7 protein-coding genes and 2 pseudogenes are annotated in these 13,622 nt (G+C 62.0%); 3 read left to right on the forward strand and 6 right to left on the reverse strand.

Annotation, left to right across the window (positions count from 1 at the left end):
- Nucleotides 1-4: 4 nt before the first annotated feature.
- Both NKH90_RS20285 and NKH90_RS20290 read left to right on the forward strand, forming a co-directional pair.
- A complete protein-coding gene (locus NKH90_RS20285; RefSeq protein ID WP_352820572.1) occupies nt 5-3,580 on the forward strand; it encodes a S8 family serine peptidase in 3,576 nt (1,191 codons plus the stop codon).
- 2 nt (nt 3,581-3,582) lie between these two features.
- Complete coding sequence (locus tag NKH90_RS20290; RefSeq protein ID WP_352820573.1) at nt 3,583-5,040, forward strand: MBL fold metallo-hydrolase; 1,458 nt, start codon at nt 3,583-3,585, stop codon at nt 5,038-5,040.
- Nucleotides 5,041-5,259: 219 nt separating this feature from the next.
- Here NKH90_RS20290 and NKH90_RS20295 read toward each other — a convergent pair whose 3' ends face one another.
- Together NKH90_RS20295 and NKH90_RS20300 are read right to left on the reverse strand one after the other, a co-directional pair.
- Complete coding sequence (locus tag NKH90_RS20295; RefSeq protein WP_352820574.1) at nt 5,260-5,844, reverse strand: hypothetical protein; 585 nt, start codon at nt 5,842-5,844, stop codon at nt 5,260-5,262.
- A gap of 49 nt (nt 5,845-5,893) precedes the next feature.
- Complete coding sequence (locus NKH90_RS20300) at nt 5,894-6,325, reverse strand: hypothetical protein (protein ID WP_352820575.1); 432 nt, start codon at nt 6,323-6,325, stop codon at nt 5,894-5,896.
- Between the two features lie 488 nt (nt 6,326-6,813).
- Here NKH90_RS20300 and NKH90_RS20305 point away from each other — a divergent pair.
- Nucleotides 6,814-7,015: pseudogene (locus NKH90_RS20305) on the forward strand (SOS response-associated peptidase family protein); the annotation flags it as partial.
- Between the two features lie 27 nt (nt 7,016-7,042).
- Here NKH90_RS20305 and ligD read toward each other — a convergent pair.
- From ligD to NKH90_RS20325, 4 genes and pseudogenes are all read right to left on the reverse strand, one after another.
- Nucleotides 7,043-8,050: a non-homologous end-joining DNA ligase gene (gene ligD, locus NKH90_RS20310; RefSeq protein WP_352820577.1), complete on the reverse strand. Its 1,008-nt coding sequence runs from the start codon at nt 8,048-8,050 to the stop codon at nt 7,043-7,045.
- A 55-nt stretch (nt 8,051-8,105) separates the two neighbouring features.
- On the reverse strand, nt 8,106-11,366 hold the full coding sequence (locus NKH90_RS20315; protein ID WP_352820578.1) for an error-prone DNA polymerase: 3,261 nt from the start codon (nt 11,364-11,366) through the stop codon (nt 8,106-8,108).
- Nucleotides 11,363-12,885 (reverse strand): annotated as a pseudogene (locus NKH90_RS20320) (Y-family DNA polymerase). Before NKH90_RS20320 ends, NKH90_RS20315 begins: the two are co-directional and overlap by 4 nt.
- Nucleotides 12,800-13,558, reverse strand: coding sequence for an ImuA family protein (locus NKH90_RS20325; protein WP_352820579.1), 759 nt, complete (start codon nt 13,556-13,558; stop codon nt 12,800-12,802). The pseudogene NKH90_RS20320 and the gene NKH90_RS20325 overlap by 86 nt, the downstream one beginning before the upstream one ends.
- Nucleotides 13,559-13,622: the final 64 nt, after the last annotated feature.

A 13,622-nucleotide genomic window follows, 5' to 3' on the forward strand; every position in this document is an offset into this window, starting at 1 on the left:
CGCGATGCCAATCGAAACCAATGGCCTTCTCGTCAAGGTGCGGGCGGGCGGCGCCTTTGCCGGCGCCAACCTGGATATGCTGGGCAAGGCAGAGGTCATCCTCGACGTGCCGCCAGGCAGCACCGGCGGCATGGGCCTCGCCGCTGAAGAGCATACCCAGTGGGTGATGGTCGACGCGGGCGATAAGCCCTGGGACCGTGCTCATGTGCTGATGGCGCAGGGTTTTTCAGCCGATGCCAATAACGTGGTCGCCGCCGAGCCGGATGTCGTCCAGCAGTTTCCGACGGATCGGGCGGCGAAGACCGCCATATGTCAAAATGATCCGCCTAAGACCACCGGTGGTCTGATGGGCGGGCCGCATTTCGCCTGGCACCTCGATGACAATTTCTCTGGTCTGCGGAGCGCGCGCGCCAGCGTGGCTGCCATTGATCAACAAAGGGTGCTGATTGCTCATCTCGACACCGGCTATGACCCCGGCCACAAGGCGCGACCCGCCAACATTCTGACCGCCCTCGAACGCAATTTTACCGGCGAGGGCCAGCCCAACAGCGCGCAAGACGTGACGCCTGGTGGCATCGGGCAGAATCCCGGCCACGGCCCCGCCACGATCGTGCTACTCGCCGGTGGCGATCCGGGTGGGCTTCCCGGTGGGATCACTGGGGCACTCGGCGGCATCCCGAATGCCCGGATCCTGCCGATCCGTATCGCGGATTCCGTCGTGCGTCTGTCGACCAGCACCATGGTGAAGGGCTTTGCATACGCGCTGGACAACAAAGCCCATGTCTTGTCGATGAGCATGGGCGGGCTGGCCTCCAGCGCCGTCGCCGACGTAGTCAATCAATGCTACGAAGCCGGCATGGTGATGGTCGCCGCCGCCGGCAATTTCATCGGTGGCGTCCCCTCGCCACGCTCGATTGTCTACCCTGCGCGCATGCGGCGCGTTATCGCGGCGACCGGAGTGATGGCGAATGGTGCAGCCTACTTCGATCTCGATGTCGGCACGATGCAGGGCTGCCATGGCCCCGACGCCAAGATGGACACAGCACTCGCCGGCTGGACGCCAAACACACCATGGGCCGAACTTGGCTGTCTCACCAACGTCGATCAGAACGGTTCGGGAACCTCATCAGCGACGCCGCAGGTCGCGGCCACCGCCGCCTTGTGGATCGCCAGGAACTTTGTCGCGCATCAAGCCTATCCGCAGGCATGGCAACGGGGAGAAGCTGTCCGTCAGGCGTTATTCGAAGCGGGACGCAGGACGACGCCGCTCTTGAACGCCGCCGCGGTGCGTGAACTCCTCGGCCAAGGCACGGTCGACGCATTGCGCGCGCTGGAGGTCAAACCCGCCGCCGCGCAGAGCCTGACGCGTGCGCCGGTTGCGTCGGCCTCCCTTGCCTGGTTGAGATTACTGACTGGGACAGGTGTCGGCGTAGCGACGGCGGCCGCATCGCCCCGTGCCGCGATGCTGGAGCTAGAAATCCTGCAACTGACCCAGCTCGATGCGCAGCTCGGAGGCATCCTGCCAGATCCCGAAAGTGGGACCGCCAGCGATGCCGACCGGAAGCGTTTCCTCGAGGCCGTTCGCGACAGCAACATGGGGTCCAAGGCGCTCAATCGCGCGATCGATGTAGCGCTTGGGATCGGCACGACCCTGCTGGCTACGCTGCCGCTTGCGCGGCAGGCGCCTCGCCCGCCAGCACCGATCTCTCCACAACGTCCCGATCCGCCGGAGAACCGGCGCCTGCGCATCTATGCGCTCGATCCGAGCCTTGGCGGGACGTTGTCCACCTATGCCGAGCAGATCGCCACGGTCGAGGTGCCGTATGAGGTTGATCAGCAAGGCCATTCGATACTCGGGCCGGGGCCAGTCGGCGAGTATCTCGAAGTCGTCGATGTCGATCCCGCCTCGAACCAATTCTACCAGCCGGTCAATCTTGAAGACCCGCGCCTAATGTTGACCGATGGCCTGGATCCCTCCGAAGGCAATCCACAGTTCCACCAGCAGATGGTGTATGCCGTCGGTATGCGCACGATCACGAGCTTTGAGAATGCGCTCGGTCGTCGCGCGCTTTGGGCGCTGCACAACACTGACGGCCGCCATCGCTACGAATACGTTCAGCGGCTGCGTATCTATCCGCATGCTTTGCGCGCGAAGAACTCCTACTATAGTCCCGACAAAATTGCCTTGCTGCTTGGCTATTTCCCTTCCGATTCAACCAAAGACGACAGTACCGCGCCAGGCACGATGGTGTTCAGCTGCCTGTCTGCCGATATCGTCGCGCACGAGATGACGCACGCTCTGCTTGACGGCTACACGCCGGGCTATCGCGAAGCATCCAACCCCGATGTCGGGGCTTTCCATGAGGCGTTCGCTGACATGGTAGCGCTATTCCAGCATTTCCAGTATCGCGATCTGGTGCACCGGCAGATTGCCAATACCCGTGGCGATCTTGGCGCGGCTTACCTGCTGAGCGGCCTTGCCAAACAGTTCGGAGAGGGTCTGGGCAAACACGGAGCCTTGCGCGATTATCTGCGCAAGTATGACGATGTCCAATACAAGACCAGCTTCGAGGTGCATGAACGCGGCAGCCTGCTGGTCCTGGCGGTCTACCAGGCCTTCGAGGCGATCTTCGATATGCGTACCCGCGATCTCATCCGGCTGGCAACCGGCGGCAGCGGTGTGTTGGCACAAGGGGCGATCCACCCAGATCTGATCGAGCGGCTCACCGAGGAGGCCTGCGTGGCGGCAAGCCAAGTCTTGCGGATGTGCATTCGCGCGCTCGACTACTGCCCTCCGACAGATATCACCTTCAGCAGCTTCCTGAGAGGGCTGATAACCGCCGACGTCGAAACAGTGCACGAGGAAAAATATGGCTACCGCATAGCCTTCCTCGAAAAGTTCCGCGGGCTTGACCTCCTGCCGACAAATCTGCGGACGATGTCAGTCGAGACATTGTGCTGGCAACGGCCATGGGAAGTGCGTAATCCGCACTGGCTGAAGCCCGCCGTGAACGAATTCAAGATCGACTGGCGGAGCGATCTCGACCGGGCGACCATCTTCCGCGACAGCCGCGCACGTTGCGCCGCGTTGCACAACTATCTGCTCAAGCAAATGGCAAGAGACAAGGAAAGCCGAGCCGACATCTGCAGAACGCTCAGGCTGCAGCCGGACCTGCAAGGATATGACGAAAATGGCGTGATCAATGCCACGTCCGATGCCCCTCGTTTCGAGGTCCGTAACGTTCGAGCCGCACGGCGGGTGTTGCCCAATGGTCGGCCGGCCGAAGAGATCATCGTAACGCTGATGCAGCGCAAGGCGGTGCCCTTCTATGCCGAAAAACCTAATGCGGGTTCCTTCTGGTACCATGGCGGATCAACCGTGGTGATCAATCCCAACCAACATGGCGAGCCCGAGATCAAGTACGTCATCAGCAAGCCGATCTACGGCCCGGACCGACTGACGGAGGAACTGGCGTTCAGGACCAATCCGCCATCGTCCGGAACGAGATCGATGTATTTCAGTGATCATGGCTTGGCCGCGCGCGAGCCGTTTGCCGCGCTGCATGCTTCCGAGGATTGAATATGACCACTCCTACAGCCAGCAACACCTTGACGCTTCGCCTTTATTGCCATGGCCTCGGGGACTGCAACCTCATCGGCGTTCCCGACGACAAAGGCGGGACCTTCTGGATATTGATCGATTGCGGGGTTCACACCTCGGCGCGTGGCGGCTCTGCGCGCGTCAAAGATGTGGTTGCCGATATCCTGAAGATCACGCAGAGGCTTGACGTGATCGTCGGTACCCACGAACATTGGGATCATCTTTCCGGTTTCCTGCAGGCCAAGGATCTGTTCGACAAATTCTCGGTGGGCGAAATCTGGTTTGCCTGGACCGAGGATCCGGCCAATCCTGACGCTCGCCGAATCGATAAGTTCAAGGGCGATGCGCTGGCCGCCCTCGTCGATACGAGCCTTGCTCTGGACAATCATCCGCAGATGGGAGCGCAGGCCCAAGGGATAGATGCGCTTCTCGGCTTCGTCATCGGGCTGGATGGCGAGAGGGTGCGCGATGCACGAGAGGCCCTGCGGGCGCTCTCGCCGAATGTCCGTCATCTTTCTCCGGGCATGATCGTGCCATTGCCGGCCGCCGCCAGCGCGATCAGAGCCTATGTGCTTGGCCCGCCGCTGGACTCGACGTTCTTTCACATCCAAGACAGTGCGAGCCAAACTTATCAGATGTCGGCAACACTCGGCGCGCTCGCGAATGGCCTCGCCATCCAGGCGGATGGGTTGAGTATCAAGAACGATCCACTGGCTCCCTTCGACGAGGGCGCGGGACTTACGCTCTCGAAGATGCTCGCAGGCAAGGAGACAGATTTCCCGAAGGACCTGGCGTTCCTATCTCGCCACTATGCCGGGCCGGTGAGCGGCCCGAAATTCCCGCTCGGCGCGACGACATCCGCAGACCAGAGCTGGAGGCGCATCGACAGTGACTGGTTAAGCAGCGGCACCGATCTTGCGCTTCAGCTGGACAGCAGCACCAACAATACCAGCCTCGTCCTTGCGATCGAAATCGTCGCGACACGCAAAGTGCTGATCTTTGCGGCCGATGCGCAGGTCGGAAACTGGCAGACCTGGGCGGCGGTGAGTTTCACAGAAGCAAGTGAGACGCCTCCCATTTCGGGCGCTGACCTTTTGCGCCGCACCGTATTCTACAAGGTTGGACATCATGGCAGCCGCAACGCTACACTGTCAGAGAACGGGCTTGAGCTTATGGTCAGCCCGGATCTCACCGCCTTTATCCCGACTGATGAGGCGATGGCGCAGAAAGTCGGCTGGTCTGACATACCCGCGAAGAAGCTGCTCGCCCGCCTGCAGGAAAAGACCGCGGGCCGTGTCATCAAGTCTGATGCCGACTGGATTCAGCAGCAGTCACTGGAACTCGGCGTCAAGCTCGGTGGGTCGCTGCAGAAGATAGTGGTACAGCATAGCACCGGCTCGTTCGAGGGCGCACCCTGTGTGGAGATCTGCATCGGCTAGCCGGGTCGGCGGAGCCTATTTTGCGAGCGCCGTGCCGTCGTCCTCACTTGCCTCGAGCGGATGCCCAGCGCGACGGCGACATCGCCGATCGGCGAAACGATCTCTCAGCGCCACCTAGCCCCTGCCGGTGTCAGACTCGCGGCCATTGTGAAGGTGCTGACTATGTCTCGTTCGGGCAGAAAGCGCCAGGCGATGATCGCACGCCAACGTGGGACGCTCTCAGGGCTTAGTCGGCTCCATGATCCGAGCGCGCCAGGCACCCACGAGGAAAAAGAGCGTTAGTAAGGGCCATAACACCTGTGCCCACGACTGGAGGATCTGTGGTTCCAGATAATAAGGCGCGCTATTGTTGATCTCTTTCGTTCCGCTCATGCAATGGGTGATGCGCTCGGGGCCTGGAACATTGGTCCAAAGAAAGTCGAAATGCGGCCGCGAGGCACACAAGCTCTCGGGAGCCAAGATCAGAAAATATTGAAGTGACAAAGCGGTCGAAAGCGCAAAGATAAGGAAGAAAATAGTCATCAGAAGCGCCGTTTCACCTCGGCTGTTCCGCAGAAGGCGGGGAACTGGCTTGCGGCTGCCATCGGCAGTCAAGACCCATAAAAAAGCTGAGCATGCCATCGCAACGATCGGCCCGAAGACAATGAAATAGACGGCATTCAACTCAATCGGGAATTTATCTCCAACGACCGGAAGTTTGCCCGTGTAGCTCGTTGGTGCTCGCGCTATCCAAAGTGCGATGGCGAGGCCGGCAAGGATAAAGGCAGAGAGGAGGGCCACTGGCCGTTTGATGATTTTGTCCATCGTGATCCTCCTCCCTTCGGTCAATTGGTGCGCTTGGAGATTGTCGCATTTACTTGCAGAGCGCTTTTGCTTGATCGGAAATGCTACTCTCGATGGCTTTCTCGATTGCATCCTTAAATGCATCAACGGCAAAGCCATACGTGCCGCCGGTCGAAACGATGCGAACTGTATCTTGGATGATCGCACAAGATGACAGATTGAGCTCCATAGTGGCGCTGAATCTCGCCGACGCGTCGCCGCGAAACGTAGCCGAATCGGACGTCCGACAGGCTAGCGAACCAGCGACCGAAATCTTGGCATCATCTCCATTGACCTCGATTTTCAGGTTCTCGAGTTCTGCACTCTTGAACTGATCGACACCGATTGTGACTCCGAATTTCGCCGCTTTCACGGTAGTACACGGCTGGGCTCGTTCGATCGCTCGCGAAACAGCATTGGCCGCGTAACAGGGAGCAGGTCCAGCGATCAGCAAACCCGACATCGCGAAGAATACCCGCCGTAGTGGACTCATGGTCTTAACCGACCTTACAATCGTCATGTCTCTCGTGGCCCGATCCTAAACTACTATGTCATTAAATCAGACATAGTCTGGAGCTGGCTCCCGTGCTTTTGTAGTCCCATCCGTCAATCGCGTCCACGAAGATGGTTTCGTGTTCGGATAACAGGTTGCCAGTTTTTGCCTCCAGTTCCGAATATCCGCATATAGACATCACGGTCGCACAGCAAAGATCGTGTTGCGAAAAGGTGTAGGATCGATCGACGGCTCCTTGATATCGGCGGGCCAGTCCTAAATAAAAGTGCCGAAATCCTCCGCCGGAAGCGGTAGCTTATTGGCGGCGGGCATTGCCTTTGGCCCGCCGGTTGGCCCTCTCGCTGGTGCCGAGCCTGACGCCCAAGCCCGCTCGACTTGGCCAGCGCCGATCGTTGGGTGGCGTAGGTCGGCGAAGCTGGACTACCCGCTGATGGCGAATCTGGCGTGACACGCCGGAGATCGGCGAAGCCTTCACTATGCTCACGATAGAGCCTGGCCCGATATCGCGCGCCATCATGACAGGCAGATCGTTTCCTCGATCGCAGCGCGTGGGCGGATTGGCTCGACCCTTCGGTGTCGGCCAAGTCGCTGATCAAGCCCCTTCCACCCGGCACGCTGCAGGTGGAGCAAGTCGGATGAAAAGAAGCGATCGGCGACCGATGCCGATCAGGGATGGGGCACGGAACGCACCACCTGCCGGGCTGGCTTATCCTGCCGCTCACCTTGATACGAGACTTGGCGCAGGAGATTGTCTTCCGTCCAGGTGAGATAGGCGACCTCGACCACCATTTCAGGCCTGACCCAATGCACGCGCGACAGCTCAAGGGGCGAGCCGAACCGGCTCTCACGCGGCGGTGGGGCGTCGAGGGGCATTCGATCCATCCGAAGTGGTCCAAGCCGGCCAGCCAATCGCTTGAGCTCTGCAACCGTGATGCCCGTGCCGGCGCGGCCCGCGTACATCAGACGACCATCATCGGTGTAGTAGCCGAGAAGCAGCGAGCCGATATGCGGGCGGCTTCCCGTCGGATCGGTCCAGCCGACGACGATGAATTCCTCTCTGTTGAGACACTTTGACTTGACCCATAGGCCGCGATTGCCGGATGCATAGGCGCTGTCGATCCGCTTTGAGATAGCGCCCTCGAGTGCAAGCCGGCAGGCGTGCTTGCGGAACGCAGGCCCGTCGCCGATCACATGATCGCTGAAGCGCAGGCCGGGCATGTCGTTCGAAAACAGGCCTTCCAGCCGCGCCTTGCGATCTATCAGCGGCAGCTTCGCAATGCTTTCTCCGTTCAGGAACAGAAGATCGAAAGCAAAGAAGGCAAGATCGCCCGTGCGGCCCTCGTCCATAGCGGCCTGCAGACGGCTGAAGGAGGTGACACCGTCGGCCCGAACGGCGCACAGCTCCCCGTCGACATATGCGTCTTTCACCGGGAGCGCGCGCAGGGCCGCTATCGTCGCTCGATATCGATGCGACCAATCGAGGCCGGTGCGGGTAAGCAAGCGGATGTCGCTGCCGTCGATCCGTGCGTGCATGCGGTATCCGTCGTACTTGATTTCGTGAAGCCAATCGGGGCCGTTGGGCGCTTCGTCGACCAGGCGCGTGAGCTGAGGCTCGATCCATTTCGGCGGATGCGTTTTATTCGGCTTTGTGGGATTCACCGTCTTGCGCGCCAATTGAGATAAAGCGTCGTCATGCGGGCCAGACTACCACATGATAACCGCTGCAGCTCTATCGGAAATCCCGCGTCTTCACCTTGATGCGGTCGATGTGTTCGTAGGGATCGACGATATCGCGCGTTTTCGGCATGCCGCGCGGATCGATGCCCGATCCGCCATGATGGGCCTCGTCACCGCGGCCGTGTGGCAATGGAAATGGCGTGTCGCGGCTTCCGACGCTGGCGAGTTCGGCCGACAGATCGATTAACTCGTGGGCAACGAGATGCACCACCTCCCCTTCCCGCTGGATGCGGCCGCGCACGCCGAGCATGGCCGACGAAAGAAGCACGCGCCGGAATTTCTCGAACACCTTGACCCAGACAACGACGTTGGCGGCGCCGGTCTCATCCTCCATGGTGAGGAACATGACGCCTTTGGCCGAGCCCGGCCTTTGCCGCACCAGCACCAGGCCAGCGGCCCCGAGCCATCGTTTGTCCCGCGCCTGCATGGCTTCCTGGCAAGTCACGATGCGACGCCGGCGTAGATCGGCGCGTAGAAACGACACCGGATGGCTGCGCAAGGTCAGCCCGACATGACCGTAATCCTCGACAACCTCGCGCCCGGCCGTCATCGGTCTGAGCGTGATGACAGGCTCGTGGATTTCAGGCACCGTTTCCTGTTCACGGGACGTGGCGGCCGCGAACAGCGGCAAAGGTTCATCGCGCAGCGCCTTAATCGCCCAGAGCGCATCGCGGCGGGCAAGGTTCAGATCCGGCAGAAATGCGTCGGCCTCGGCGAGCTGGACAAGTGAAGCCGCCGGCACGCCGGCGCGGCGCCAGAGATCGTCAACCGAGAGGAAGGGTTCGTCGGCCCGCGCCGCGACGATTGCGGCCGCGTCATCATTGGCGAGACCCTTCACCATGCGCAGACCGAGGCGGACAGCGAAGCGATCTTCGGCATCGGTCGGCTCGAGCATGCAATCCCAGCGGCTGGCATTGACGCAGACCGGACGCACCTCGACGCCATGATCGCGAGCATCACGCACGATCTGGGCCGGTAGATAAAAACCCATCGGCTGCGAATTCAGAAGCGCCGCACAGAAGACATCGGGATGCCAGCACTTCATCCAGGATGAGGCGTAGGCGATCAGCGCGAAGGAGGGGGCGTGGCTTTCGGGAAAGCCGTAGCTGCCGAACCCCTCCAATTGCGAAAAGGTCTTTTCGGCAAACTCCGGGGTGTAGCCGTTGGCGATCATCCCGTTGATCAGCTTGTCACGGAATTTCGAGACGCCGCCCGTGTGCTTGAAGGTGGCCATGGCGCGGCGCAGCTGATCGGCCTCGCCGGCGGAAAAGCCGGCGCAGACCATCGAGACCTGCATCGCCTGCTCCTGAAACAGCGGGACGCCGAGCGTCTTGCCGAGCACGCGCTCGAGCTCCGGCGTCGGAAACGTCACCTCTTCCGTTCCGTCGCGCCGGCGAAGATAGGGATGGACCATGTCGCCCTGGATCGGCCCCGGACGGACGATAGCGACCTCAATGACCAGGTCGTAGAAAGTGCGGGGCTTCATGCGCGGCAGCATCGACATCTGCGCGCGCGACTCGATCTGAAACACGCCAAGCGTATCGGCCTTGCGGATCATCGCATAGGTGAGCGGATCCTCAGCCGGGATCGTCGCCAGGTCGAGGGCGATGCCCTTGTGCTCGGACAGGAGATCGAATGACTTCTTCATGCAGGTAAGCATGCCCAGGGCCAGGACATCCACCTTCATGAATTTGAGGGCGTCGATATCGTCCTTGTCCCATTCCACCACCTGGCGGTCCTTCATCGCCGCCGGCTCGATCGGCACGAGGTCGTCAAGCCGATCATGGGTCAGGACAAAGCCGCCAGGATGCTGCGAGAGGTGGCGAGGCGTGCCGGCAAGTTGCGCCGCCAATTCCAGGGTCAGGCGCAGCCGCCGGTCGCCGAGATTGAGGTTGAGCTCGCCGGCGCGCTGCTCATCGACCGCCTCGCCGTGGCCCCAGACCTGCGAGGACAGGAGTTTGGTCATGTCCTCTGGCAGGCCGAGCGCCTTGCCGACATCGCGTACAGCGCCCTTGGTGCGATAGCGGATGACGGTGGAGCAAAGTGCGGCGTGGTCGCGGCCGTAGGTTTCATAGACCCACTGCATGACGATCTCGCGCCGTTCATGCTCGAAATCGACATCAATGTCGGGCGGCTCGCGCCGTTCCTGCGAAACGAACCTCTCAAACAGAAGGTTGTTGCGTTCGGGATCGATGGAGGTGATGCCCAGCACATAACAGACGGCCGAATTGGCGGCCGAGCCGCGGCCCTGGCAAAGAATGTCCCGGCTGCGGGCGAAGCGGACGATCGAGTTGACGGTCAGGAAGTACGGCGCATATTTGAGCGTCTCGATCAGCCGCAGCTCGTGCTTCAGGATCTTGATCAGCTTGTCCGGCAAGCCCTCGGGATAGCGGCGGGCTGCACCTTCCCAGGTCAGCTTTTCGAGCGCCTGCTGGGAGGTGAGGCCCGGCATGGTCTTTTCCTCCGGGTATTGGTAGGCGAGCTCGTCCATTGAGAAACGGCAGCGGTTGGCGATTTCGACCGTGCGCGCCAGAGCCTCAGGATAATTGCTGAACAGCCGCGCCATTTCATCGCCCGGTTTGAGATAGCGGTCGGCATGACGTTCGCGCCGGAAGCCGGCGTCGTCGATGGTGACGTCGTGGCGAATGCAGGTGACGACATCCTGCATCATGCGGCGGGCCGGCTCGTGGAAGAGCACGTCATTGATGACGACGCTCGCCACGCCCATCGCTGTCGCCAGGTTAGCCAGCTCGTAAAGCCGGAGCTGGTCGTTCGGACGCCTGCGCAAGGTGAGCGCCAGATAGGCGCGATCGCCGAAGGTCTCGCGCAGCCGCCGCAAACGAACGGCACAAAGATCATCGGCTTCATCCGGCACCAGGACCGCGATCAGTCCTTCGCCATAGGCGACGACATCATCCCATTCGAGATGGCATTTTGCTTTGCCGGCCCTTCCCTTGCCGAGCGATAGCAGCCGGCAGAGGCGCGAATAGGCCGGTCGGTCGGTCGGATAGACCAGGATCGACATGCCATCGGCGAGATCGAGACGGCAGCCGACGATCAGCCGGACGCCTGTCGTCTTTGCCGCTTCATGCGCGCGCACGATGCCGGCGAGCGAATTGCGATCGACGACAGCGAGCGCTTCGATGCCGAGCAGTGCCGCCTGCGCAAACAGCTCCTCGCAGGATGATGCTCCACGCAGGAACGAGAAATGCGAGGTCACCTGCAGCTCGGCATATCGGGCTGAGCCAGTCATCCGAAGATCCCGTGCATGAACCATTTATGCGATCCGGTCGCGGCGTGTTCGCCGTCGCCGGCGCGGTAGACCCAGTAGCGCTCGCCGTTCTCGTCCTCGACCTGAAAATAATCCCGCACCGCCGCGAGCTCGGCGTCGCGCTTCCACCATTCTCCGAAGACGCGTTCCGGCCGTCCGCCCGTTTCACGCGGCGGCGCACCCCGCGCCAGGTGAAGGTCACGGGCGGATGGTCGGGAAGAAGTGCTACCGTCTCGATCGGCTCGGGCCGCGGCAGCAGCCGCGACGGTCGCGGCCAATGCCCCGGCCAGCCCTCGCCGGTATCAGGCGCCATCGGGGCAATGCGCTGAACGGAGCGTTCGGGAACGTCGCTCTGCACGGGGGCGAAGCGATAGAGCCGGTCCTCGCCGACACGGTTGGCGAGGATGTCGATCACATCCGAGACATCAGGTTCCGGCGCCTCGGCAAGTGAAGAGATCGTCTGTTTCGCCCGCAGCGGCTCGGCGGCAGTCGCGGCTAGCCGCATCTGCTCGATGCCAAATCCCGGGTCGATCGTCTCGATTTTGTCGGTGAGGAGCCGCGTCATGCGCTTCGTGTCGCGAACCGGCGTTGCTGTGCCGACACGGATCGCCTCGATGCGATTGTCGACACGGAAGAACAGAAGATCGAGCCGGCGCGCGCCAAGCCCCCGCGTCTCAAGGTCAATGCAGAGTTCCGCCACCAGCTTGCCTGTATAGCGGGCGATCGTCTCTGGCGCGCCGATCGGTTCGGCAAAATTGCGGCGTACCTCAACGATCTCCTCCGGCCGGATCGGCTCGATCGGTTCGCTCACCCTCCCAAACGCCTGGTCGAGGCGGCGACCGGGTTCCGGTCCGAAACGCAGAGCGAGCGACGCGCGCGGCGTGCCGGCGAGGTCGGCGATTGTCTCGAATCCCAGCCGCCTTAGGCTGTCGATTGTCGCGGCGGGCAGGCGAAGCGCCGCGATCGGTAATGGCAGGATCGCCTGGGCTGTCTTGCCAGCTGGCACAACGATCGTGGCCCGGGTGCCGAAGCGCGCCAGCGCGTGGGTCGCCCCCCAGCTATCGGCGACCGCCGCCCGGGCTGTAATGCGGGCAGCGGCAAGCCGATCTACCATCTCGGCAAGCATTGCCGCCTCGCCGCCATGCAGATGGTCGGCGCCGGTCGTGTCGATGACGAGGCCGTCCGGCGGATCGGCCTTGACGATTGGCGCGTAGCGGCGCAACGCCCACAGCGCCAACCGCTCGAGCGCCATGGCGTCGGCATCGGGCTCGGCATCATGGACGATCAGGCCCGGGACCAGCGCCTGCGCCTTGCTCGCCGGAATGCCGATGCGCAGGCCTGCTGCGTGTGCTGCAGCATCAGCGGCAAGCACGACACGGCGGCGCCCGTTTCGGCCGATGAGGACGAGCGGCGTCTCAGGCGGAGGCGCGGCGTCGCCCGATTTCCTTCTGAAGCGGTCTGTCGGCCACATCGGAAGGAAGAGCGATACCACCCTTGGCATCGCATGCCTCCACTATGAAATCTGCGCTCTCTCCTGCACGGCATCGGATCAGTTCGAGTTGCCAGCGCGCTCGCCCGACCCCCTGAACAGGCAATGGCGTCGACGGCAGGACCGACACCCGCCAGCGTGTCTCGGCGGCGGTCGGCTGACCACAATCGGTTGCTTCAGTCTGCCGACGCCAGCGGCGAATGGCGATGCCGATGGCGCCGGAGCTTTCGGCGGCGAGCTGAAGCCGCCGCGAGGCCGTCATTGAAAGCCGGGCTATCTCGGCAACGACAGCGCCAAACCCGCCACGAAGGCCCTCTTCGAAACAGGCGAGAACAGCTTTCTCGTCGCCAGCCTCGACATAGATCACCCTTCCCGGGGGAAGGCCGGCCTGTTCGATTGCAGGCGCGAAAAGATCGGGCCGGGTAACGCACCAAAGCACCTTGCCGACAGTGCGTGCGGCAATCCCTGCTGCGAACAGTGCCGCGGCTGCGCCATCGACGGCGCCATTGCCACCACCCGCGACCTCGTGCAGACCGCCAAAAGCCAATCCCCCTCCCGGCAGGACCCTGTCAATGGCGGCCACTCCGAACGGCAAAACCGTGCGGGCGCGTGCATTTCCACCTTCGAGGCGCGCGATGCGTTCTCGAAGCTCGGAAATGGCAGCAGGGGGCGCCGATACACTCATCTGACCCTTCAAACGCGGAAAGCCTGTGATATGTTCTACATTTGTTCTCGACTTGGCTAAGAGT

It is taken from the genome of Mesorhizobium sp. M0898 (assembly GCF_040319695.1).
Classification (GTDB): domain Bacteria; phylum Pseudomonadota; class Alphaproteobacteria; order Rhizobiales; family Rhizobiaceae; genus Mesorhizobium.